The organism is Paucilactobacillus nenjiangensis, assembly GCF_005405445.1.
Taxonomy (GTDB): Bacteria; Bacillota; Bacilli; order Lactobacillales; family Lactobacillaceae; genus Paucilactobacillus; species Paucilactobacillus nenjiangensis.
This window is the reverse complement of sequence record NZ_BJEB01000028.1, coordinates 1-25,393: the sequence shown is the minus strand read 5'-3', so window position 1 is coordinate 25,393 and position 25,393 is coordinate 1. Positions and strand designations below refer to the sequence as shown.

Annotated in this window: 22 protein-coding genes; 19 read left to right on the top strand and 3 right to left on the bottom strand. The window is 38.6% G+C overall.

The annotated features are described in order from the left end of the window. Positions 1 to 367: 367 nt before the first annotated feature. Entirely contained in the window at positions 368 to 1,669 is a 1,302-nt protein-coding gene (gene serS, locus FFM59_RS05515; RefSeq protein ID WP_137602056.1) for a serine--tRNA ligase, read from the top strand. Positions 1,670 to 1,781: 112 nt separating this feature from the next. Here the strand turns inward: serS and FFM59_RS05510 are convergent, their stop codons facing one another. Then, positions 1,782 to 2,630 carry an oxidoreductase gene (locus tag FFM59_RS05510; protein ID WP_137602055.1) on the bottom strand — a complete coding sequence of 283 codons (849 nt, stop codon included), beginning with the start codon at positions 2,628 to 2,630 and terminating at the stop codon, positions 1,782 to 1,784. A 504-nt stretch (positions 2,631 to 3,134) separates the two neighbouring features. Here FFM59_RS05510 and FFM59_RS05505 point away from each other — a divergent pair. From FFM59_RS05505 to guaB, 13 genes are all read left to right on the top strand, one after another. Further along, positions 3,135 to 4,490 carry an amino acid permease gene (locus FFM59_RS05505; protein WP_174795642.1) on the top strand — a complete coding sequence of 452 codons (1,356 nt, stop codon included), beginning with the start codon at positions 3,135 to 3,137 and terminating at the stop codon, positions 4,488 to 4,490. Positions 4,491 to 4,946: 456 nt separating this feature from the next. Beyond that, positions 4,947 to 6,752: a threonine--tRNA ligase gene (thrS, locus tag FFM59_RS05500; RefSeq protein WP_137602053.1), complete on the top strand. Its 1,806-nt coding sequence runs from the start codon at positions 4,947 to 4,949 to the stop codon at positions 6,750 to 6,752. Positions 6,753 to 7,991: 1,239 nt separating this feature from the next. Beyond that, the gene (locus FFM59_RS05495) at positions 7,992 to 8,741 is read left to right on the top strand and encodes an epoxyqueuosine reductase QueH (protein ID WP_137602052.1); all 750 of its coding nucleotides are present in this window, start codon (positions 7,992 to 7,994) and stop codon (positions 8,739 to 8,741) included. A gap of 443 nt (positions 8,742 to 9,184) precedes the next feature. Then, complete coding sequence (locus tag FFM59_RS05490) at positions 9,185 to 10,429, top strand: NupC/NupG family nucleoside CNT transporter (RefSeq protein WP_137602051.1); 1,245 nt, start codon at positions 9,185 to 9,187, stop codon at positions 10,427 to 10,429. Between the two features lie 294 nt (positions 10,430 to 10,723). Next, entirely contained in the window at positions 10,724 to 11,635 is a 912-nt protein-coding gene (gene rihC / locus FFM59_RS05485) for a ribonucleoside hydrolase RihC (RefSeq protein WP_137602050.1), read from the top strand. A 213-nt stretch (positions 11,636 to 11,848) separates the two neighbouring features. After that, on the top strand, positions 11,849 to 12,583 hold the full coding sequence (rsmG, locus tag FFM59_RS05480) for a 16S rRNA (guanine(527)-N(7))-methyltransferase RsmG (RefSeq protein WP_137602049.1): 735 nt from the start codon (positions 11,849 to 11,851) through the stop codon (positions 12,581 to 12,583). Between the two features lie 9 nt (positions 12,584 to 12,592). Then, entirely contained in the window at positions 12,593 to 13,537 is a 945-nt protein-coding gene (gene noc, locus FFM59_RS05475; RefSeq protein WP_137602048.1) for a nucleoid occlusion protein, read from the top strand. Between the two features lie 14 nt (positions 13,538 to 13,551). Further along, positions 13,552 to 14,322, top strand: a complete 771-nt coding sequence (locus FFM59_RS05470; protein WP_137602047.1) for a ParA family protein — start codon at positions 13,552 to 13,554, stop codon at positions 14,320 to 14,322. After that, positions 14,309 to 15,187, top strand: a complete 879-nt coding sequence (locus FFM59_RS05465) for a ParB/RepB/Spo0J family partition protein (RefSeq protein ID WP_137602046.1) — start codon at positions 14,309 to 14,311, stop codon at positions 15,185 to 15,187. The genes FFM59_RS05470 and FFM59_RS05465 overlap by 14 nt, the downstream gene beginning before the upstream one ends. A 14-nt stretch (positions 15,188 to 15,201) precedes the next feature. Beyond that, positions 15,202 to 15,405 (top strand): DUF951 domain-containing protein, encoded by a 204-nt coding sequence (locus tag FFM59_RS05460; RefSeq protein ID WP_137602045.1) that lies wholly within the window; start codon positions 15,202 to 15,204, stop codon positions 15,403 to 15,405. Positions 15,406 to 15,464: 59 nt separating this feature from the next. Further along, on the top strand, positions 15,465 to 16,565 hold the full coding sequence (ychF, locus tag FFM59_RS05455) for a redox-regulated ATPase YchF (RefSeq protein ID WP_137602044.1): 1,101 nt from the start codon (positions 15,465 to 15,467) through the stop codon (positions 16,563 to 16,565). 372 nt (positions 16,566 to 16,937) lie between these two features. After that, complete coding sequence (locus FFM59_RS05450; protein ID WP_137602043.1) at positions 16,938 to 17,708, top strand: DUF1129 domain-containing protein; 771 nt, start codon at positions 16,938 to 16,940, stop codon at positions 17,706 to 17,708. 226 nt (positions 17,709 to 17,934) lie between these two features. Further along, positions 17,935 to 19,077: an IMP dehydrogenase gene (gene guaB / locus FFM59_RS05445; protein ID WP_137602042.1), complete on the top strand. Its 1,143-nt coding sequence runs from the start codon at positions 17,935 to 17,937 to the stop codon at positions 19,075 to 19,077. Between the two features lie 105 nt (positions 19,078 to 19,182). Here guaB and FFM59_RS05440 read toward each other — a convergent pair whose 3' ends face one another. Continuing rightward, the gene (locus FFM59_RS05440) at positions 19,183 to 19,521 is read right to left on the bottom strand and encodes a transposase (RefSeq protein WP_137602041.1); all 339 of its coding nucleotides are present in this window, start codon (positions 19,519 to 19,521) and stop codon (positions 19,183 to 19,185) included. Positions 19,522 to 19,733: 212 nt separating this feature from the next. Then, the gene (locus FFM59_RS05435; protein ID WP_137602040.1) at positions 19,734 to 20,300 is read right to left on the bottom strand and encodes a sigma-70 family RNA polymerase sigma factor; all 567 of its coding nucleotides are present in this window, start codon (positions 20,298 to 20,300) and stop codon (positions 19,734 to 19,736) included. 242 nt (positions 20,301 to 20,542) lie between these two features. On the opposite strand from FFM59_RS05435, the gene FFM59_RS05430 reads away from it, so the two are divergent. From FFM59_RS05430 to FFM59_RS05410, 5 genes are all read left to right on the top strand, one after another. Beyond that, on the top strand, positions 20,543 to 21,274 hold the full coding sequence (locus FFM59_RS05430; RefSeq protein WP_170175944.1) for a competence protein ComK: 732 nt from the start codon (positions 20,543 to 20,545) through the stop codon (positions 21,272 to 21,274). Between the two features lie 204 nt (positions 21,275 to 21,478). After that, a complete protein-coding gene (locus FFM59_RS05425) occupies positions 21,479 to 22,477 on the top strand; it encodes an LCP family protein (RefSeq protein WP_137602038.1) in 999 nt (332 codons plus the stop codon). Between the two features lie 172 nt (positions 22,478 to 22,649). Then, positions 22,650 to 23,519, top strand: a complete 870-nt coding sequence (locus FFM59_RS05420) for a YveK family protein (protein ID WP_137602037.1) — start codon at positions 22,650 to 22,652, stop codon at positions 23,517 to 23,519. A gap of 11 nt (positions 23,520 to 23,530) precedes the next feature. Further along, positions 23,531 to 24,265, top strand: coding sequence for a CpsD/CapB family tyrosine-protein kinase (locus FFM59_RS05415; RefSeq protein ID WP_137602036.1), 735 nt, complete (start codon positions 23,531 to 23,533; stop codon positions 24,263 to 24,265). 119 nt (positions 24,266 to 24,384) lie between these two features. Further along, positions 24,385 to 25,164, top strand: a complete 780-nt coding sequence (locus tag FFM59_RS05410; protein ID WP_137602035.1) for a tyrosine-protein phosphatase — start codon at positions 24,385 to 24,387, stop codon at positions 25,162 to 25,164. The last annotated feature ends 229 nt before the right edge of the window (positions 25,165 to 25,393 follow it).

The window sequence follows — 25,393 nt, the reverse complement described above, 5'->3', positions numbered from 1 at the left end:
TACGTATCATTCAAAGAGTGATAGGCAAGTATGCGGTGTTCCTAGAAGCCCGGGAATTTATTCCCGGAGTAGTTCACTTCATGCAGTTATTTGCAAACATATGATTACTGTAATAAAATGGATGAAGATATTAAACACGATACATTTTAAGTAAACGTTCAGAAAGACGCTGGTCGATGAAAAGCGTACGTTGAAATTCCGGTGTAGATAAGGTGGGCGGGTAATGCCGCACGGTTAATTGACCGTTATCAGTTTTCAAAGTGTGCTGTAATGGCAAACTTGGGTGGTACCGCGGAAAAGAGCTATTTCGTCCCAATGAGGGAGAAGTAGCTCTATTTTTATGTCAAAAAATACGAGGAGAAATACAATGTTAGATATTAAGAAAATGCGCCAAGATCCAGATTACTTTAAGAAAAGATTAGCTCAACGCGGAACAGACCCAGTTGATTTGAACAAAATTTTTCAACTAGATGATAAGCGACGCGAATTAATCAAAGATACAGAAGAGCTCAAAGCCAAACGAAATGAAGTTTCAAAGCAAATTGGTGCCGCCAAACGAAACAAAGAATCTGCTGATGATGCGATTGCGGAAATGCAAGCCGTTGGTGACGAAATTAGTAACATCGATAAAGAATTGGGCAAAATTAACCACGAATTCCAAGTACGGATGGCGCATTTGCCAAATATGCCTCATGAAGGAATTCCGGTTGGCCCTGATGAAGATTCAAACGAAGAATTTAAAAAAGTTGGAACAATTCCAACCTTTTCATTCGAACCTAAAGCCCATTGGGATATAGCAGAGGATCTTGGAATTCTTGACTTTGAACGTGGAGCCAAGGTTTCTGGTGCTCGTTTCGTATACTACGTTGGTTTGGGTGCGCAATTAGAACGTGCCGTTTATAATTTCATGCTGGATGAACATATGGCAGAGGGCTACACTGAAATTTTGCCTCCATACTTGGTTAACGACAAAACAATGTACGGAACCGGCCAATTCCCTAAGTTCAAGGAAGACGTTTACCAAATCAACAATGAAGATCAAGAATTAACTTTGATCCCAACTGCAGAAGTACCGTTGACGAACTTCTTTGCTGACGAAGTGATTCCTAGTGAAGATTTACCCGTTTATGTGACTGCCTTAACGCCTTCATTCCGTTCAGAAGCTGGTTCGGCTGGTCGTGATACTCGTGGCTTAATCCGGATGCATCAATTTAACAAGGTCGAAATGGTTAAGTTTGCTAAGCCAGCTGACTCATATATGGAACTAGAAAAAATGACAGCGAATGCGGAAAGTATTTTGCAAAAATTAGGCTTAGCTTACCACGTTATTAAGTTATCAACTGGTGATATGGGCTTCTCAGCTGCTGAAACTAATGACGTTGAAGTTTGGATGCCAGAACAAAATATTTATCGTGAAATTTCAAGCTGTTCAAATACACAAGATTTCCAAGCTCGTCGTGCGCATATTCAATATCGTGATGAAAACGGCAAATTACAATATGTCCATACTTTAAATGGTTCTGGATTAGCGGTTGGTCGGACAGTTGCAGCCATCCTTGAAAATTGCCAAAATGAAGATGGAACAGTTACAATTCCAGAAGTTTTAGTACCTTATTTCCACGGTATCACTAAGATTACTAAAGAAAATGCGGTGCCATTTAAGAAGTAGAGAGTGTGACAATCCACGGGTAAGAAGTAAATTGATGGTTGAATCACGTTTCAAAATAAAAACAAGCGTTTCACCTTTAATCGGGCGAAACGCTTGTTTTATTTGTATTAATTTAGTTCCAGTAATCTTCATCACCATATGATAAGTGAGTTGAATCTTCTTCCCAAACATCAAAATCTTGTTGTAATCTCTCGATTTCTTCGTGGGCACGTTCGACAGCATTCGCGCCAGCCAAGAAATGCAATGGTGGGTTAGTGACATTGCTAAGTTTAATAATGGCTTTGGCTAACAAATCAGGTGAACCATCTTGTTGTCCTGAATTACCTTCGAAACGGTCAGTATTACTATGAGCGGTTTTCGCATAATCGGCAATGGTTGGATCAGCAGCTTGGTGTGAACGACCAGCCCAATCGGTTCTAAATGGTCCAGGTTCCACATTGGTGATTTTGATACCTAAAGGTTCGACTTCGTACGCTAAACCCTTTGAGAAACCTTCGACGGCATGCTTTGTAGCATTATAATACGCAATTCCGGCACCACCAAGGATACCAGCAATTGAGGAAATATTGATAATTTGACCAGATTTCTGACTGCGCATGGTTGGTAACACGGCACGAGTCATAGCTGATAATCCCCAGAAATTGGTTTCCATCAATGAACGCACAGCCTTTTCATCAGCTTCTTCAACGGAGCCAAAGTAACCCCAGCCAGCGTTATTGACTAGGACATCAATTCGACCAAATTTATCAATTGTATCTGATACTGCCTTAGCAACTTGGTCCTCTTTAGTAACGTCCAATTCCAATAATAGTGTGTTTTTGTTGTCTGCCCAGTGTTGAATTTTCGCAACGTTTCGAGCGGTTGCTGCAATTTTTGCGTTTGTTTTTTGTAGTTCTTCAATCAAGTTTTTACCAAAACCAGTTGATGTTCCCGTAATTAACCAAACTTTTTCTTCTGCCATGAATAATTGCCCCTATTACTGTATTTACCAGTCATGATAGCATTTTCAGTTGGACATCACAAACTGTATTTTTTAATCATAATTTAATTTTCTTGTTGACAATCAATGTGAGGTTCGTATAATTGAACTATTCTCAAGAGAAGCAAAACAGAGAGTCGAGGAAAGCTGCGAATCGACATTTACATGGCTGAACACAATGGGTGGTTCCGATATCAACCGCAAGAGTCAATTTGGAAGTATTCCAGATTGTAAAACTTGGGTGGAACCGCGTTAAATATAAACTTAACGTCCCTGGTACGAACTTTCGTGCCGGGGATTTTTTTGTATAAAAGTAAAAGTGCCGAACAAATCGAATAAGCATTGAGCATCAACGAAAGCCAGGAACAGTTGGTGCAATCCAACTGAGATTGGATAAAGTTAAGTGGAGATGCTTGATTTACGAGGCCGATGTAGAAAAGTGCTGAACAAATCGAATTTAGTGGATTTTAAACTTAGGAGGACATCATGGAAGAACGTAAATTATCTCGCTCGCTACAAAGCCGACATATTCAAATGATTGCTATCGGTGGCGCCATCGGAACTGGGTTGTTCTTGGGATCAGGGAGTGCGATTCATAAGGCAGGACCTTCGATTATTTTGTCATATTTAATTGTTGGGGTCTTTTGTTTCTTCATGATGCGTGCCATTGGGGAATTGCTATTATCAGATACTTCAAAGCATTCGTTTATCGATTTTGTGAAGGAATATTTGGGCGATCGAATGGAATTTATTACTGGTTGGACATATTGGTCGTGTTGGCTTAGCTTAGCGATGGCTGATTTAACCGCCACCGGGATCTATTTAAAATACTGGTTCCCGAATATTCCACAATGGGTGGGGCCACTCGTCATCATTGTGCTATTGCTCATCACAAATCTCTTAAACGTTGGCTTGTTTGGTGAATTGGAATCATGGTTCTCGATGATTAAAGTGGTGGCAATTTTAGCTTTGATTGTTGTTGGCTTTGGCTTAACGATTTTTCATTATCATGTGGGTGGATCAACTGCATCGGTTAGCAATTTGTACTCACATGGCGGCTTCTTTCCAAAGGGTGCAACTGGCTTTTTGATGTCATTTCAAATGGTTGTCTTTGCCTTTGTTGGAATTGAAATGGTCGGATTAACAGCTGGTGAAACTAAAAATCCAGAAAAAGATTTGCCTAAAGCGATTAACAGTTTGCCTATCAGAATTGGTTTGTTTTACATTGGGTCAATGATTGCGATTATGATGGTGTCTCCTTGGAATAAAATCACGACGACTTCCAGCCCCTTTGTCCAAGTCTTCTCAGGAATTGGAATCACCAGTGCTGCCGCTATCTTGAACTTTGTGGTTTTAACAGCCGCAATGTCTGCGACAAATAGTGCAATTTTCAGTACCAGTAGAACGCTTCATGCGCTAGCAACCGGCGGGAATGCAATGGAACGGTTCGCGAAGTTAAGTAAGCATATGGTACCGAATACCGCCTTACATTTTTCTTCAGCAATTTTGTTTGTTGTTGTAATTTTAAATTATGTCATGCCTGAAGGAATTTTCAATTTAATTTCCGGGGTTTCCACGATTAACTTCATCTTTGTTTGGTTGATTATGTTGTGGTGTCATTTGAAGTTTCGTAAGAGTCGTCCAGAAGGTGTGAAGAAGTTCTTGATGCCAGGCTATCCTTACACAGATTACGCCAGTCTCATTTTCTTCATCGCTGTTTTAATTTTCCTCATTTTTGATCCAGAAACTCGAGTTTCATTGATGGTTTCCATTATTTGGTTCATTGGCTTATTCTTGACCCATTGGCTGATGCATCGAAATAGTGTGAAGACAAGCGAATAGCTTGTGAGTAATAACTATGAATTGACGATGAGTTGAAAAACTCAGGAAAATTCAAGTTATGCGCAGCGAGTTGCTTGGTTGAACCTGAATCGAAATAGAGTGAAAACAAGCGAATAGCTTAGTTAAAAAAATTTGATTTGCATATTTTTGGAAACATGCTATACTTTTTCATTGAGAACACATTACGTATCCGAACCACAAGAGAGATTAGGGCCAGGCTGAAATTCTAATCGCAATTATCGGAGTAGTAATACTATCTCAGTTTGATTGTTCACCGAAATAAGGTGAGCCGGATAGTGCTCGTTATTGCCTGTCAGAGATAAAAATGAATTCAGTTCATTTTTAAAGATGGGTGGCACCGCGTCAATTTATAAATTAACGTCCCAGATATCGGAAACGATATCTGGGACTTTTATTTTGCAATTATTTTACTAATTTATTAGGAGGAATAGGATTATGGCACAAGTACAATTACTTTACGTCGACGGTTCAGTCGAAAAAGTCGACAAGGAATCAGCAGAAGCGTTACAGGCTTTACGTCAAACGACAGCGCTTTTAACCGCTGCCGCATTGCACCAACAATTTGATGGAATTCGTTTAGGCGATAACCAAGCAACCGATGATGGTTTCTTTATCGATTCAGATAAAGATGAAGTTCAAGTTTCCGCAGATGAACTTGAAGCTGTTGCTGCAATTGTTAAATCATTTGGTAAGGATAAAGCGAAGGTTGAATTTGAATCAGCTGATTTAACAGCCGCAAAAGCACTATATCCAAATGATCAATTCCAACAAGAATTGTTTGAAGATAACGCTCAAAATGGCAAGGTTCCATTGTTCAAAGTTGGCGACTTCGCCACAATTGCGAGTGGTGCAGTTCTAAATTATGTTGATGTAGTGAAGAACTTTGAATTGCTTTCAGTTGCCGGTGCTTATTGGAAAGGTATGTCATCAAACGACATGCTACAACGAATTTACGGAACGGTCTTCTTCAAAAAAGATGACTTGGAAGCAGATTTGGTTCGTCGCCAAGAAGCCAAGGAACGTGATCACCGTGTCATCGGGAATGATTTAGACCTCTTCTTCGTAGATCCTAAAGTCGGCGCTGGTTTACCTTATTGGATGCCAAATGGTGCCACTATCCGTCGTACTATCGAACGTTATATTATCGACAAAGAAGTTGCCAATGGTTATAACCATGTCTACACACCAATTTTGATGAATTTAAATGAATATAAGACCTCTGGTCACTGGCAACATTATCGTGAAGATATGTTCCCACCAATGGACATGGGGGATGGCGAATTATTGGAATTACGTCCAATGAACTGCCCAAGCCATATTCAAGTGTACAAACATCACATCCGTTCATATCGCGAATTGCCATTGCGGATTGCTGAATTAGGTATGATGCACCGTTACGAAAAATCCGGTGCACTCTCTGGTCTTCAACGCGTTCGTGAAATGACATTGAATGACGGTCATACTTTCGTAACTCCTGACCAAATTGAAGATGAATTCAAGAGCATCTTGGACTTAATGATCAATGTTTATCATGATTTTGATATTGATGATTATACGTTCCGTTTGAGCTATCGTGATCCTAAGAATACTGACAAGTATTTTGATGATGATGAAATGTGGAACAATGCTCAAACAATGCTGAAAAAAGCTATGGATGACATGAACCTTAATTATGTTGAAGCTGAAGGGGAAGCTGCTTTCTACGGTCCTAAGTTGGATGTTCAAACTAAGACTGCTTTAGGAAATGAAGAAACACTTTCTACTATTCAATTAGACTTTATGTTACCAAAACAATTTGACCTCCATTATGTTGGTGAAGATGGCAAAGATCATCGCCCAATTATGATTCACCGTGGTGTTATCTCAACCATGGAACGATTCACGGCATACTTAACTGAAATGTATAAGGGTGCTTTCCCAACTTGGTTAGCTCCAAAACAAGTTCAAATCATTCCAGTTCGTGAAGATACGCATGCGGAATATGCTGACCAAGTTCGTAACGAATTGGCAGCTGCTGGTATCCGTGCCACTGTTGATCACCGTAATGAAAAAATGGGTTACAAGATTCGTGAAGCCCAAACGCATAAAGTTCCATACACTTTAGTTGTTGGTGATAGTGAAGTTGAAAACAACGGCGTAACTGTTCGTAAGTATGGTGAACAAGACCAAATTTCTAAATCTAAGAGTGATTTCATTAGTGAAATCCTTGCTGATTTGGCAACGTACTCAAGAACAAAGTAGAGTGCGTATCAATTCGGTAATCATTGAGTACTAAAATAAGACATCGGCTATCCGGTTTTTGGATGGTTGATGTCTTTATTTAGACGGAGATGATTGAATTGGGAAGCACGTTTTAGAGAGTAGAGTGTTGACCAAAGCGGTCAGCTTCGAAGCATTAACGTAAAATAACGCAAATTGATTTGTATTTTGAATCAGTTTGCGTTATTTGAGTTAAGTGACGAAGTTGCTTTGGGAGACACGTTTCAAAGTAGAGTGCGTATCAATTCGGTAATCATTGAGTACTAAAATAAGACATCGGCTATCCGGTTTTTGGATGGTTGATGTCTTTATTTAGACGGAGATGATTGAATTGGGAAGCACGTTTTAGAAAGTAGAGTGCAAAAATTACCGGTAGCTTTCGAGTTACTAACGTAAACAAAGGCGGACAATGAGATTTTTCATTGTCTGTCTTTGTTTAGTTATGGTGATTTGAGCACGTTTCAGAATCCATCAAACCCTCTGAAAATACAATGAGAGTAATTTATTAATCATGTTTTGATTTATTGGACCAATCAATTATTTAAGCCCAATTTGCGATTAACAGACTTGCGAAGGTTGCTGATAAATCAGTACTTTAGCACTGAAAATAATTTTGTATAAGTCCGAGTCGTTTTGTTTGTACAATTATGTGAAAACGGTTAATATATAGTTACAGGAAAGGAAGTTTCTCTTGTGACTACTACCTTCTCAGTGCACAAGCTCCTTTAGTAGTAGAGTTTGGAACCACATGATACAAAGAATTCAGATTGACAGCTTGAAGATTCGAACAGATTTGTAAAGTGTATCCATGATTAAGTTAAGAGACTAGCCCACGCGTAACAATTAAGCCAGCGGTTAGCATAGAACAATATCCATCAAAGTATATTAAATTGGCAGTCGACCATTGACCAGCCAGAATTAACGATAAAAGAGCCAAGAATCAAGTACCAGGCACCAGGCACTAAAGAATTAGGAACCATGTACCAGGATTTAAGTAACATCGATTTATTGAACCATCGACCATAGATTTACTGGTTAGACTTACAGATCCATGAAAAGAATGAGGCGAGACCAATAGGTAAACAGTTAAAACAATTAGGTAGTTGCATGTTACTTTCCTGATTTTATAACAAAACGGAGTGAGAAGGCTCCGTTTTTTTGTGTCCTCATTTTTATGGTATTATATGGTTATTAATTTGATAAATAAGTGAGATGAATGTAATGCTTGAATATAACGAAGTGGTCAAAATGTTCCAAGAAGGCCAAAAAATAAACTATGATGAAGTCCTGCAAAAGGTAATTAAACAGTGGGATGAGGCTAGTACGCGGCCTCGCATTATGTTGCATAGCTGTTGTGCGCCTTGTAGTACATATACCCTGGAGTATATGACTCAATATGCTGATGTCACTATCTATTATGATAATCCAAATATCCATCCTCGTATGGAATTTGAACGTCGTAAATTAGTTCAAGCTAAGTTTATCCAAGACTTTAATGAAAAAACTGGTAACAATGTGACTTTTATTGCGGCTGAATATGAACCAGCCAAATGGTTATCCGTGGTGCGTGATTTGAAAAACGAACCTGAAGGTGGAGCTCGTTGTATTCTTTGCTACAATTATCGGCTAGAACGTGTAGCCAAAAAAGCTCAAGAATATGGCTTTGATTACTTTGGTAGTGCCTTAACTATTAGCCCACATAAGGACGCACGGACAATTAATAAGCTGGGCTTTGATGTGCAGCATATGTACGATGTTTCTTATTTACCAAGTGATTTTAAGAAGCGTTCAGGATATAAACGATCCGTTGAAATGTCAGCGGAATATAATGTCTATCGGCAATGCTATTGTGGCTGCTTATTCGCTGCGCGTCAGCAAGGCGTCGATTTAAAACAAATTAACAAGGATGCCCGTGAATATGTCAATGAGCATCAAGATGATGATTATTCAGGAATTATGTACAATCAGTAATTAAATAAAGGTGCAACCTCAGAATGAATTGAAACTCCTGTTTCGATTTTTAATCTGGTTTGCACCTTTTTCGATTGATAGATATCAAATAAATTTCACTTTGTTGAACGATATACTGGTAAACAGCATGAAACTGTTTACAAAATCAACAATCATTAAAGTATCATGTTTTTTATTAATCTTAATCAACAAAAGAATGGTACATATTTGAAGCTTTGTACTATTCATAAGTTAGTGAATATTTATCGATAAATTAATTTTGTAAAGTTTGTGAACTCTGTAAGCGCTTTACGTAAAAGGCTTTACCAATTTTAATAAATTTTTGAGCAAATTTTGCGGGTTTACACGATTATTTTAAAAGTTTATATTTGAAGAGTACCCAGAAACAGATTGCCATTATTTTATTTTTGGTTTCGGGAAATATAAAAAAGGGGTTTATTTATATGTATATAGCTATAAATGCTTTGGGATTAGTAGTCTTCTTACTTGTTGGATTCCTATTCTCAAAAAACAAGAAAGGTATCCATTGGAAATCAATTGGTATCATGGTTGTTATTAACTTAGTCCTCGCTTGGTTCTTCACAAGTTTCTCAGCTGGACGGGCTGCAATTCAAGCTGCAGCGGATGGATTCTCTGAATTGGTCAAAGTGGCCTATGTCGGAATTACATTTGCCTTACCTAATTGGGTAACTCCATTAGCACAAGGTGGGGCTGCAGGCGGATCTGCACAATCAATGAACTTTGTGACCAGTGCCTTACTTCCAATTTTGATGATTGTTCCAATGTTTGATATCTTAACTTATTTTGGTATCTTGCCATGGATCATCAAATGGATTGGTCGTGGACTTTCATTTATTACCGGACAACCAAAATTTGAATCGTTCTTTGCGGTTGAAATGATGTTCTTAGGTAATACTGAAGTGCTTGCCATCTCAGGTATGCAACTTCGTAAAATGTCAGCACAACGTAACTTAACCATCGCCATGATGTCAATGAGTTGTGTGACGGCTTCAATCATTGGTGCTTATGTACAAATGGTTCCTGGTCAATATGTTTTGACTGCTGTTCCAATTAATATTATTAATTCAATTATTGTAACAAGTATGATTAACCCAGTTGATGTTGCTCCTGAAGACGACACAATTGCTACTGTTTCTGAAGAATCAGAAGACGGCAAGCGTGAACCATTCTTCTCATTCTTGGGCGATTCAATCTTAAACGCCGGTAAGCTGATCTTAATCATCTTTGCTAACGTTGTTGCCTTTGTTGCATTGGCAGCCTTGATTGACAAAATCTTTGTTTGGATTCATCTTCCACAAATTTCATTGGAAACTGTGTTAGGAATTATCATGTCACCATTTGCCTTCTTAATGGGTATGCCATGGCACGATGCATGGATTTTAGCTCAACACATGGGGATGAAACTTGTAACCAACGAATTCGTTGTTATGGGTGAAGTTACTGGTAAGACTATTGATAGCTATACTCCTCACTTGCGTGCTGTCTTGACAGTGTTCTTGACATCATTTGCTAACTTCTCAACAACTGGTATGATCATCGGTGCCTTCAAGGGTATCGTTGGTAAAGAAACCAACACATTAATTTCTAAGAATGTTGGTTTGATGATAGTTTCAGGTATCTTAGTATCACTTCTTTCTGCCGGATTTGTTGGACTATTCGTTTGGTAGAATGATGGTGTGAATTATCACGGTCATAGCTTGAGTATTGCAACAGGTATCGAAGTGTTCAGTATGAACACAAGATATCTGAAGCAAGACGGAAAGCTTTGTGATAATGAACCTGATTTGATGGTGTGAAACATACCGTCAAGCCTGATTAAAGGTATCAGAATGTAACAACAGTCTGAATAATTAAAACGATTCAGGCTTTTGTTTTCAAAACGATTAAAAGCGCTTACTTTTGGGTATTAATATTAATAAGAGAAAAACTGATTTGAAGTTATACAAATGGAGGAAATCAATATGACTACCAAAATTATTATGGATACTGATCCAGGAATTGATGATGCTGCCGCTTTAACGATGGCGTTAAACAATCCCGAACTCGATTTAAAATTAATTACGACGGTTGCTGGAAATGTCACTGTTGATAAAACCACGATCAATGCATTGAAGATTGTCCATTTCTTTAATAAAGATGTTCCGGTTGCTGCTGGGGCCAAGTTACCATTGTTAAAACCATTTGAAGATGCTGCCCGGATTCACGGTGAATCTGGTATGCCAGGTTACGATTTTGGTGAAGATTATGGACATGCCATTGATATGTCTGCGGTTGAAGCATTGCATAAAGAAATTATGGCTGCCGACGAACCAATCACTTTGGTTCCAACTGGTTCATATACTAATATCGCCATCCTATTCTCACAATATCCTGAAGTTAAAGACAACATCAAAGAAATTGTGGCCATGGGTGGAACTTTAGGTAAAGGTAATATGACTAGTGCCGCAGAATTCAACTGTTTCACTGATCCACATGCAGCCAAAGTCTTATATGATTCTGGTTTACCAATCGTCATGGTTGGTCTGGATATCACTTTGAAGGCGTTGTTAACTGCAGATACGTTGGATAAACTTGAGGGCTTAAACCGGACTGGTAAAATGCTACATGGTTTAATCACTCATTACAGTGACGGGGATGAAAATGGTCATCCAATGCATGATGTAAATACAATTTTCTATTTACTTCATCCAGAATTTATCACCACTGAAGATATGTGGGTGGATGTTCAAACTGAAGGCCCAGCAATGGGTGAAACAGTTGGCGATATCCGTGGCGCATACCATGATGGTAAAACTAATACTAAAGTTTGTGTCGACATTGATGCCGATGCATTTAACAAATGGTTCTTAGAAGAAGTATCAAAAATTAAATAGCATGAAAAGTAGCGTAAATGTTTGTCTACAACGGACATTATTAATGATTAATCAATCTCAAGATTGGTTAATCATTTTTTTGTGAAATTGATTAAAATCGACCAGAGATTAATATTTCAATGATGTTAAATTGGTTGATAATTATAGCTTTTTGGGTTAAAGTTAAGTGGTATGTGAAACATAAATTTGTTTCACGAATTAAGGAGTACATCCATGAATCCGGAACAATTTCAAACAGAATTATTAAAAAATGGTGTTCAATTGTCAGCAACTCAATTAAATCAATTTGAGTTGTATTTTAAGTTGTTGGTGGAAGGTAATGAGCAATTAAATTTGACCAGTATTACTGATCACGAAGAGGTGTATTTAAAACACTTCTATGATTCAATTCTACCGGCATTAAATTTCAAAGCTTTACAAACTGAATCGTTAACTTTATGCGATGTTGGGGCAGGGGCAGGTTTCCCATCGCTACCCATGAAAATCGCCTTTCCGCAGTTGAAAATTACGATTATTGATTCTCTGAATAAACGAATTAATTTTTTGCAGGGATTAGTGGAACAACTCGGATTAACGGATGTAACTTTAATTCATGATCGTGCAGAGACTTTTGGGGGATTAACCAGTGAGTATCGTGAATCATTTGATATTGTCACTGCTCGGGCAGTCGCGCGCCTCTCAGTCTTAACTGAATTTTGCTTACCACTGACGAAAATTGGTGGTCATTTCATTGCATTAAAAGCGAGTCAATCTGGAGATGAATTATCCGAAGGCCAGGCAGCAATTGAAACGTTAGGCGGTTCCGTTGAGTCGGTGGTAGAATCAAGTTTACCCGTTAGTGGTGAACCTAGGACCATGATTGTAATTAAAAAGGTAACGGCGACTCCAGATAAATATCCACGTCGACCAGGAGTGCCCTTGAAAAAACCAATTCAAACAAAGAAGTAGGTGAAGAGGATGGCATCATTTTCAATTTTTGGAAATTCAGGTAATAAAAAGCATAAATCAACTAATCAAGTTGTCGAAATTAATCGGGCTGATATTACCCCTAATCGATTTCAACCACGAAAAGTATTTGATCCAGAATCTATTAAAGAACTAGCCGAAACAATTCAAGAACATGGCTTACTACAACCAATCATCCTGCGGGAGTATGAAACTGGTAAATATGAAATTATTGCTGGTGAACGCCGTTTTCGGGCCATGACCGAATTACAATGGGAAAAAATTCCATCGATTGTTGAAAAAATGAATGACAAGGAAACAGCTTCCTTAGCATTGATTGAAAACTTGCAACGGGAACAACTGACTTCGATTGAAGAAGCGCAGGCCTATCACAATTTAATGGAATTGAATGGGCTGACTCAAGCCACGCTTGCTAAAGGTATGGGTAAAAGTCAATCAGCAGTGGCCAATAAAATTCGGTTATTAAAACTGATTCCACCAGTTCAAAATGCGATTCTAGATCATCGGATTTCAGAACGTCATGGCCGTGCTTTGCTTGGATTATCTGAAGTACAACAGCGAGAAAGCTTGATGGAAATCGTTAACCGCCATTTAACTGTCAAACAAACCGAAGAGATGGTGGCCGTGTTGACTGGTAAAGCAGTGACCGAAGAAGAACCAACCTTTACTCATAAGCCAACGCCAGTTGATAAACCAAAACGAAAAAAGCCATCCACCAAGGGCCTAACCGCTGATACTCGAGTTGCCGTCAATACGATTAAAAAATCAGTTAAACTCATCAAAGATAATGGCATGAAAATCAAAACCCGTGAAGAAGATATGGGTGACCATTATCAGATTGTCATCGACATTCCAAAAAGTGTCATGGATAGTAATAAAGGCAAGCCTAAAACTAAACCTAAACCAAAAAGTCCAAAGAAGACTGATAAATCATAAGGAGGCATAAGATAATGGGATATGTGATTGCTTTAGCCAATCAAAAAGGTGGCGTCGGGAAGACGACTACTAGCGTCAATTTAGGCGCTTGCCTCGCAGAAATGAATCAAAAAGTATTGCTAATTGATTTGGATCCACAGGGTAACGCGACCAGCGGAACTGGTATTGAAAAACCAACCATCGACCAAGATATTTATGATGTCTTGATTAATGATACGGATATTAAAGATGTCATTCTTGAATCAGCTCATCCTGGGTTGGATATTGCACCAACAACAATTCAACTCTCCGGTGCTGAAATGGAATTAACTTCGATGATGGCCCGTGAAACTCGTTTGAATGACGCTATCAAAACTGTGAGTGATCAATATGATTACATTTTAATTGATTGTCCTCCATCGTTAGGCTTACTGACGATTAACGCCTTTACGGCTAGTGATTCTATTTTAATCCCTGTTCAAAGTGAATATTATGCTTTGGAAGGTTTGAGTCAATTGTTAAACACCATCAAATTAGTGCAAAAGCACTTCAATCCAGATTTGAAAATTGAAGGTGTCTTGTTAACAATGTATGACGAACGCACCAATTTGGGTCAACAAGTTAATGAAGAAGTTAAAAAATTCTTTGGTGACAAAGTTTATGAAACTATCATTCCACGTAATGTCCGCTTAGCGGAAGCCCCTAGTCATGGACTACCAATTATTGATTACGATCCACGCTCAAAGGGTTCACAAGTGTACGTTGAATTGGCTAAGGAGGTCGTCGCAGCGCATGACAAACAATAAAAAAGGGCTTGGACGTGGACTGTCAGCATTGTTTGAAGAAAATGATGTTTCGGCCAACGAAGAAAACGTTCAAGAATTAAAATTAAGTAATATCCGCCCCAATCCATATCAACCCCGGAAAGCCTTCGACTCAAAAGGAATTGAAGAATTAGCGGCTTCAATTGAAAAGTCAGGGGTCTTCCAACCAATCATTGTTCGTCAGCCAGATGCTAAAATGCATCGTTATGAAATTATCGCTGGTGAACGACGGTTCCGCGCTTCTAAATCAATCGACAACAAAACCATTCCCGCCATTGTTCGTGACATGACGGATGAAGAAATGATGGAAGTTGCCGTTTTAGAAAACCTCCAGCGAGAAGATTTAACACCGTTGGAAGAAGCACAAGCGTATCAGACACTAATGGATAAATTGTCATTAACTCAGGCACAAGTGTCAGAGCGGTTAGGCAAGAGTCGTCCATATATTGCGAACTATTTGCGGTTACTGGGACTACCAAAAATGGTCAAAGAAATGCTGCAAAAAGAGCAGTTATCAATGGGCCAAGCTCGTACCTTGTTGGGATTAAAAGATAAAGACAAATTAGTCGCATTGGCGCGTCGGGTAGTTGAACAAAACTTAACCGTTCGTCAATTGGAACAATTAGTTAGTCAAATGAATGGCCAGGGTAAGAAGCATGCCAAGAAAGCTGAGAAAAAATCAGTTTATCTCAAAGCAGCTGAAAGCTCACTTCAATCACATTTTGGAACCAAGGTTTCCGTTGCTCAATCAAGTTCTAAAAAAGGTGCCGGAAAAATTGAAATCCCATATGTGTCAGATGATGATTTAACACGTATTTTGGAAATTTTAGATATCAACTTAGACTAGTCGAGGTGAAAAGTATGTATGATTTAGGCGACGTTGTGATGATGAAAAAGCCACATCCATGTGGTGCCAATGAATGGGAAATCATTCGTATGGGCGCAGATATTAAAATTAAATGTCTCGGTTGTGGACACATTGTTATGTTGTCACGCCGTGATTTTGAAAAGCGTCTCAAGAAAGTTTTGAAGAAAAAAGAACCAGATGAAGCGACTAACGACTAATTCGTTGTTTGTCGAAACCCGATTCTAATAAAAATGATTAAAGAAAGAGTGACTAACAGATGGCTTTAACAGCTGGAATTGTTGGTTTACCCAATGTTGGTAAGTCAACGCTATTTAACGCAATTACAAAAGCAGGCGCGGAAATGGCAAATTATCCCTTTGCGACAATTGATCCGAATGTGGGGATGGTGGAAGTCCCTGATGCGCGATTGGAACGAATTCAGGAATTGATTCCTGCTAAAAAAGTAGTGCCAACGACCTTTGAATTTACCGATATTGCCGGTATTGTTAAAGGTGCTAGCAAGGGTGAAGGACTAGGTAACAAGTTCCTAGAAAATATTCGCCAAGTGGATGCCATTGTCCACGTTGTGCGTGCGTTTGAAGATGACAATATCACCCACGTCAACAATAAAGTTGATCCAATCGATGATATTGAAACAATCAACTTGGAACTAGGATTTGCCGACTTAGAAACAATCGACAAACGATTGGCTAAAGTTGAAAAAGTTGCGAAGGGTAACGATAAGGAAGCTAAAGCTGAATTAGCCGTCCTGGAAAAAATTAAACCTGTCCTTGAAGCTGGGAATGCAGTTCGGACAATCGATTTTAACGAAGATGAAGAACCAATTGTTAAGGGACTCTTCTTGTTAACATCAAAACCTGTTTTATATGTAGCCAATGTGGCGGAAGATGAAATGGGCGATCCTGAAAGCAATAAATTTATGAGTCAAATCCGTGAATATGTTAAAGATGAAGGTGCCGAAGTAATTGGTGTAGCAGCGGCCAGTGAAGAAGAAATTGCTTCGATGGAAGAAGCTGATAAAGCTGAATTCTTGGAAATGGAAGGCGTTGAGGAACCAGGCTTGAACCGTTTGATTCGCGCTTCCTATTCATTGTTAGGTTTAGAGACATTCTTTACCGCAGGTGGTAAGGAAACTCGTGCCTGGACTTATCATAAAGGTACCAAAGCGCCACAAGCAGCCGGTATCATCCATTCTGACTTTGAACGTGGATTCATTCGTGCAGAAATTATGAGCTTTGATGACCTCGATAAATACGAAACTCATTCTGCTGTTCGTGAAGCTGGTCGCCTTCGTCAAGAAGGTAAGGAATACGTCATGGAAGATGGCGACATCGTAGAATTTAGATTTAATGTGTAAGAAAACAGTGCGAACTTCCGCGAATAGTCTCCGAGCATCAACGAGAATTAACGAGTTGTCAGTGGTTTACTGACGGCGAGTTAATTAAGTTGAGTGAGGAGGCTGCGGAAGAGAACACGACTGAGAACAACCATCTAACTATGGTGAATGATTAAGCGTAGCTAGACGGAAGTTGTTGAATTAAAAATCCGATTTAGGAAAACAGTGCGAACTTCTGCGAATAGTCTCCGAGCATCAACGAGTTGTCAGTGGTTTACTGACGGCGAGTTAATTAAGTTGAGTGAGGAGGCTGCGGAAGAGAACACGACTCAGAACAACGTAATAAATATCATAACTGTATCAAAAACATAGGAGCCGGAAGGGGCAATATTCGTGAGCGAAAATAATCAATCAAGAAATGCAGCAGCAGGACAAAAGCAGCGCGCACAAATGGAAAAAGATAGTGTGGCAACGCATCATGAGTTAAGTGATCAAGGCTTAACCAAGCGAAACGAAGAATTTATTTTCCAATTGGGTAAACAACTGGACGCTCAAGGTGCTAAGCCTGAGAAGAAAACACAAGCTGTTGAAGAAACTTTAACTGCTTTAATTGAAGGTCAAAAAACGGGAACCACAGCGAAACAATTATTTGGTACACCGACCGCATACGCAACTGAAATCGTTAAGGGACCAGTTCATCGCGGACCACGTGAACAAAGTAGTTATAAATTATTAGCCTTAGACAATGGCTTGATGTTCTTTAATATCTTTGCATTTATGTTTGGTTTGATGTCATTATTCTCACCAAAATCAATGGCCGCTGATCAAACTGGTACGTCAGGAATCACTGCAATTATTTTAGTTGCAGTTTCTGGTGGATTACTCTTTGCTTGGGTCACGAAAGTATTGTCACCTGCTAAAAAAGGTGAAGAAAAGAAGCCTGTTTGGTATAAAATCTTATCAGTTGTAGCAGCGTTAATCGCTTGGGTTGCCATCTACTTTGCAGCCAGCCTCATGCCAACAGTAATTAACCCAATACTTCCTGGGATTGCTTATGTTGTCTTGGCAGTGCTTGGATTCTTGGCAGATATGTATGTGCGTCGTCGTTTCAATATCGTCGGTGGTGCATTTGCTGGTGGACAAACTCAACAATCGAAAAAATAGCTTTATTTCAAAACGCATTCTTACTGAAGAGTGCGTTTTTAATTTCAATGGAGTTTTACGTTGTATGAAATGAAAAAAAGTTGGTCAAAGTAACCTAATTTCACTAATTAATGTTCGTGTTTTGCCCGATACATTAGAATTTGATTAGAGTTCGTGAAAAACATTTGACCTCAGCAACAAAGGCTAGTAAAGTGATACCAATTACAATTTATAGGAGGAATTTGTCGTGTCAGAATGGGAAACAAAGTTCGCTAAAAAGGGTTTTACTTTTGATGATGTATTGTTGATTCCAGCAGAGAGTCATGTGTTACCTAATGAAGTAGATTTGGGTGTTGATTTAACCGACAAGATTCATTTGAACTTACCATTCCTTAGTGCAGGAATGGATACCGTCACTGAAAGCTCAATGGCCATTGCCATGGCTTTACAAGGTGGTATGGGTGTTATCCATAAGAACATGACAAGTGCCGCACAAGCAGCAGAAGTGGCAAACGTGAAGGGCGTTGAACTAGGTGGTAACTTTGATAAAGCTGCTGTTGATGCTGATAACCGTCTTTTAGTTGCCGCTGCTGTTGGAGTCACTTCAGATACATTTGACCGTGCTAGTGCCTTATTAGACGCTGGTGTTGATGCAATCGTGATTGATACTGCTCATGGTCATAGTGCCGGAGTACTTCGCAAGATTGCTGAAATCCGCGAACATTTCCCAGAAGCAACTTTGATTGCTGGAAATATTGCCACTGCTGAAGGTACTCGTGCTTTATATGAAGCCGGTGTTGATGTAGTTAAAGTTGGAATTGGACCTGGTTCAATCTGTACTACTCGTGTTGTGGCTGGCGTTGGGGTTCCTCAATTAACGGCGATTTACGATTCAGCAAGTGTTGCTCGTGAATATGGCAAGACAATCATCGCTGATGGTGGAATCAAGTATTCAGGCGATATTGTTAAAGCTCTGGCAGCTGGTGGTAATGCAGTGATGCTTGGTAGTATGTTCTCAGGCACAACTGAAGCTCCTGGTGAAGTCTTCGAAGATGCTGGTAAGAAATACAAATCATACCGTGGGATGGGTTCTGTGGCTGCAATGTCACAATCACATGGCTCATCAGATCGTTACTTCCAAGGTGGCGTTAACGAAGCTAACAAATTAGTTCCTGAAGGTATTGAAGCTCGTGTGGAATATAAGGGTGATGTTTCTGACATTATCTTCCAACTGGTTGGTGGACTTCGTTCAGGAATGGGATACACTGGTGCCGGAACAGTCAAAGACTTGATTGAAAAAGCCCAATTTGTCCAAATCTCAGGTGCTGGTTTAATTGAATCACATCCACATGATGTGCAAATTACCAAAGCAGCTCCTAACTACAAATAAAGTGAATAACTCAAGAATCAGAGGATGATATCTTCTGATTCTTTTTGGGTCTTCGTCAACTGGTATTGGTGACCCAGATATTGGAACATCCTTCGGGATGTTCTTTTATTTTACAATCAAAAGGATACGAGTCCTAAAATGACTCATGTTAGTAAATCCATAGCAAGCTCTTTTCAACGTTTTTATTTTTCTGTTAATTCCTTCTATGGCTCCGTTTGAGAAAGCTGAAGAACAGCTAGCAACAACACTTGAACGATTCTTTTTTAATGTTGATATAGCTGTATCCATAGCATTCCCCATGGGAATGTAATTTTTTAATATACTTGTTAATGACTCTCCATCACGATTATGGATTGCCTGTTGAATAGCATGAGCAGTTTCATATACTTTTTTTAAAGTTGAACTTTCATTCAGGCCCAAATCAATTAAATTTTGTTGAGTCATGTATTCATTGATTCCACAAATATATTTTGTGTTGGTATCATCAATTTTATCTTGGGAAATTAAAAAATTGCGTCAGATTTTAATCTAATTTGTGGAAAATATAACACAAAGTGAACGAATAGAAACGTAAGCGTCTATTCGTCCACTAATAAATTTATAAAAAGTTTGTTGTAAAATTTAAGTTACCGATTTTTTCAATGTAAACGACCATGTTAGTCTAGTTTAGATAATAATTTGGCTTTTTCAATTGCCCCTTTCTTCCATTTATTAACGGCCTGGCGAGTGACACCATAAAAGTCGGCAATTTCACGGCCATTCATGCCTTTAACAAAGGCGCTAACTAAATAGAATTGTTGCTGCTGCGTGCAGGTCTTGTAGAGCTGTTTAAAAAAGTCGTCTTTTAATACTTGGGTGCCGATATCTTCGGAACTGTGGGGATCAATTAAGATTTCATCGATGACCTCGTGTGAGATTAACTCGTTGTCGAGTGAAAAATCTGAATGTGAGTTGAGGGCTGTTTGTTGCTTGAGTAGATCTAAAATCCGCCATTGAATTCGTTTATAGGCGTAAAGATCGAAGTCATCATGGTCTTTAGAAGGCTTTTCTGCGAACTGACAGTAGGCATTTACAAATGCGAGTCGTCCTTCCTGGACAAAATCATCGTAATTAATATTCAGTGGACTAATATGGTAATGCTTTAGGACTCCAAAAATCTTTTTTTCGTTCTCATCATTTCCTAATAATTCGAATCCGCGCTGAATTAAATCTTTTTCGTGCATGTTGTTTCTCCTTGTAAAACGATTTACCAGGCCTGGCACAATAAGAATAGCTAATCAAATAGTTAATCACAAAAACCAATATACATAAAATTAAAACCAAATGAGCAAATTTGAATATAGTTTGGTTAACATCACAAACTGTTTGGAAACAGGGGTTGCAATATGGAATGCATTTGTGTAGTTTGGTTAATTGAAAATTATTTCATACAATAAAATTTTTTTATTTGGAGGAACACATTATTTTGGAGCAGGTAGTTAATTTAGAGACGATTGGTACGCTTGAGTTAGGGAACGTTTTGGAGTCGACGACGTTGTCGTGGGAACATACATTGATCGTGTCTCAGTTTGAAAAAGCGGGTGAAATTTATTCATGGATTCTGAACAAAGATGACATACAACTTGTCGTCAAGAAACCAACACGTGAATTGGTTAGTGAATTTGCGGCATCAAATGATATTTTCGATTATCAGATGCGAGTGTTAGCAGAACTACAAAACTTTGATCATGGAATTCCATGTGTCTCGGGCGAGTATCAATTAGTGCCAACGCGTAATAAACGGAGCAAGAATACAACTTGGGTGATGGCACATCATGTTGCAACAAAAGGGGTTAGTGCGGATGATCAATTACTAACCATCATGTTTAAGAATGGTACCTCAGTTAAATTGGATATTGCGGAATCGAAATTTAATACCACTTGTAGTCGGTCGTTAGATATGGGCTCAATGCAAGTAGCTGAAGATCGACAATATAATATCTCCCATGGCACGACGAAAGAAGTGCAGTCACAGTGGGGATGCCCAAATCTCGATGAAAGTGGCCATCATACGGAAGAACACAACAAACGCCGAATTTGGACTGCTATGTTGGTCGCGATGATGCGAATCTGGTATAAAACATTATTTGGTGAAAATATGTCACAACCAGACATTGATAAATGTCTCAAAGCTATTCAGCGACCCTTTGGTGGATAATGTAAAGATTATCTAAAATTAAAAATTATTCTTAAAGATATAATAAAAACGTACACAATATCATCACGTGTATGATTTTATAGAAAGAAAGCATTATATCATTATGGTTACAAATCGGTTGACAGCTTGAAAACACTGACAGTCTGTGTGAAAATTATTACTTGAAAAAGAAAAAAATTATAACATTTTTTTGTGGGGTAAGAAATGACAGATAGCGGGAGCAATCATTCGCAACATCGACATCATAAACATCACCGCCACGGTCGCCGGAAACGGATGATCCGAAACGTGATTTTAGTGATTGTTAGTATTTTAGTTTTAACGGGAGCAGCCTTTGCAGCAGTTGCATTTAAGAACATGCATAGTGCTACCTCTAATATGTACGAAAAGTCAGGAGCAACTAAAACTCGGAGTGCTGCTAGCGCGCTGAATTCTAAAAAACCGATTTCAATTCTTTTAATGGGAACTGATACCGGGGCATTGGGTCGTAACTATAAGGGGCGGACTGATACGATGATTATCCTGACCATCAATCCTGAGACTAAGAAAACAACCATGACGAGTTTACCTCGTGATATGGAAGTTAACTTGCCTGATTATCCTGAGTATTCACCAGCCAAGTTAAATGCGGCATACGCGTATGGTAGTTCTAAAGAAGCCATCAACACTGTCCAAAAGTATTTGAAGGTTCCAATTGATTACTATGTCTTAGTTAATATGGGGGGCCTGGAGAAAGCGATTGATCAAGTTGGTGGTGTAACTGTAACTTCGCCACTAACATTTACTTATGAAGGACACAGCTTTACTTCTGGAGTATCTCAAAAGATGGATGGTGAAACAGCACTGGCATTTTCACGGATGCGACATGAAGATCCACAGGGTGATTATGGACGTCAAACACGTCAACGTTTAATTATCACCGCCTTGTTGAAACAATCAGCTAGTTACAAGACTGTACTAAATCGGACCTTTTTAAACTCAATTTCGAGTGAAATGAAGACTGATTTAACCTTTAACAATATGACCAAGCTGGCATTGAATTATCGAAATGCTGCTTCGACAGTTAAGTCTGACCATATTCAAGGAACGAGCGAGTCGATTGGTGGACAAAGCTTTGAAGTAGTTTCAAAAACAGAGTTACAACGAGTTTCAAATATCATACGTGATAATTTAGGACTGAAGCGGGCCAATTTTGGTGAATAACCGGAATTAGTTTTTCCGTTCTAAGATAAAGGACAAAATGTAATATATGTGTAGAATACAGCGAATATGATACAAATTTATTGACTTATATTTCGGTTAGCTAACCGGTTGTCAAATTAGTTCGTACCATTAATAATATAGGAATTAGCAAACAATATTTGCGGAGGAAAAAATGGACAATATGTTAGACATTCGTCGTTTGTTTTCAATCTTTAGAAAGCATTTGACTCTTATTATCTTAAGCATGGTAGGTTGCGCAGTCGTGGCCTTTGGAATAGCTGAATTTGTTGTGACTCCACAATATACGTCAACTACACAGATTTTGGTTAATCAAAAATCTGATTCTAGCGATACAACTACTGCTTACGCTAACCAGCAAGCAGATGTTCAGATGATTAGTACCTATAAAGATATCATTACAAACCAGGTGATTCTGAAAGCTGTTAAGAATGATTTAGCCAACCCGACCACAATTGTCACCCCAGCACAAAAAGCCAAGTATAAGACAGATTCATATGGTGATAAAGAACTTGTGAGTGCTGCTAAACCGGCTGTAACCAAGAATGCTGGAAAGGGATATTCTGTCACTGTTGGTGAATTGCAAGATGCAATTTCAATTAGTAATCAACAAAACTCACAGGTGTTTGCTTTATCTGTTAAGACAGATGATCCAGACAAGTCAGCAGCCATTGCCAATGGCGTTGCCAAAGAATTTAAATCAAAGATTAAAGATATTATGGAAGTTAACAATGTGACGATTGTTTCTAAAGCCGTAGCGAACAGCCAAAAGACATCTCCAAAGACAATTATTTTCATTGCTGTTGGAGTGATTATTGGGTTTATTCTAAGCGTAGGCTATGCATTGCTAGTTGAATTAACGAATACGAGTGTTCGCAATGATGAATTCCTTCAGGAACTGGGCTTGGCTAATTTGGGTAAAGTTAATCGAATTAATATGGATGCTAAAATACGAAGTGCTAATAATAGCGCACGTATTCGAGAAAATAAAACCACAGGACATCGTTCCAGATCAAGGGTGTAGGGGGAAACTAAATGGCAATTTTTAAAAGAAAAAATAAAAAAGAGCTTTTCAATGACACGATGACCAATGGAGTCATGCTGATTACCGAAGTAGAGCCTAAAGATGTAGTATCGGAACAATTTAGAACAATACGAACCAATGTCGAGTTTTCAGCAGTGGATCAGGAATATAAAACATTAATTTTTACTTCATCTAGTGTCAGTGAAGGTAAGTCTACGGTCTCCGCTAATACTGCTGTTACTTGGGCACAACAAGGTAAACGGGTATTATTTATTGATGCTGACTTGCGTCGCCCAACTTTACATTCTACTTTTGGTGTCTCAAATACATTAGGACTTACTAACGTATTGACGAATACTGATATTGATTATCACTCAGCGATTCAATCTACAATAGTTGAAAATCTTAGTATTTTGACCAGTGGTCCAGTACCTCCTAATCCTTCAGAATTGTTGAATTCAGATCGAATGAAAAAATATATTGAAGCACTGAAGGCAGAGTACGACTTGATTATTTTTGACGTTCCCCCAATGTTGCAAGTGACTGATACCCAAATTATGGCAGCGTACGTTGATGGCGTGATTTTAGTGGTTCGAAAAGGTGTTGCACAACAAAAAGCTGTTTCGCGGTCAATTGAATTGTTAGAAATGGTTCATGCCCACTTACTTGGCTATGTTATGAATGACGTTGCCAGCCGGAACGGTTATGGCTACGGTTATGGCTATGGCTACGGAGATACAAAATAAAGTAGTAGAATTGTCGCAAATGTTTTTGTTATTTCAAAATTTAAACACATAAAAGTTGTTTCATAAACGATACAAATCGTATAGAATTTATTTTATATATTAGTAGGAGAAAAACTCACATGATTGACTTGCATTGTCATCTTTTACCAGGCATTGATGATGGATCAAAAAATATGGAAACATCACTTAGACTTGCTAAAGAAGCAGTTGAAAATGGGATTACTCATGCCCTACTAACCCCCCATCATATGAATGGGGTATACATAAATCATAAAAGTGATGTAATTCAACTAACGGAAAAGTTTCAGAAAGCAATTAATGAGGCAGGTATTGGATTAACAGTCTTTCCAGGACAAGAAGTTCGTATCAATGGTGATTTATTGCAAGCACTAGATGATAATGACATTTTATTTGCTGACGATGGAAACCGATATCTAATGCTGGAGTTTCCGGATGACGACGTTCCGACATACACAACTGACATGATTTATCAATTACAAATGAGAGGAATTGTCCCAATCATTGTGCATCCTGAGCGCAACACAAAAATTATGAAACATCCAGAAATAATGTATCAATTGTTAGAAAAGGGATGTTTGTCTCAAATAACTGCTAGCAGTTATGTTGGAACTTTTGGAGAAAAAGTTGAAACATTTAGTAAACAATTGATTAGCACAGGTCAAGCGTATGTTTTTGCCTCTGATACGCATGACTTGCCAGGCCGAAAGTATGAAATGAAAGAAGCATTTGAAAAGATGAAATCTGAGTTTGGCGAGAGTCTAGCCAATGAATATAAAGAAAATGCTAAGTTTATCATTAATGGCGATATAGTTGTACCACATGCGGTACAATCAACACAAACTGTCAAGAAGAGGAAAAAGTTATTCGGGTTATTTTAAATCTTTGATTAGTTAGAATTTTGCTTTGGAGGCCAATAAATGAAAGTTATAGAAAATCAAACAGTCAATCGAGTCAGTTATAAGGGAGAAACGTATCATCAAAGTATTGGTGAACCAGTTAATTCGGGTAGCGTCAAGAATCTTGTGTAAAAGAAATGCCTTCGTACATATAATATGTATCTAACTTAAATAAATGATGCTTCCAAGGTGTCCTGGAGTCCTTTGAACC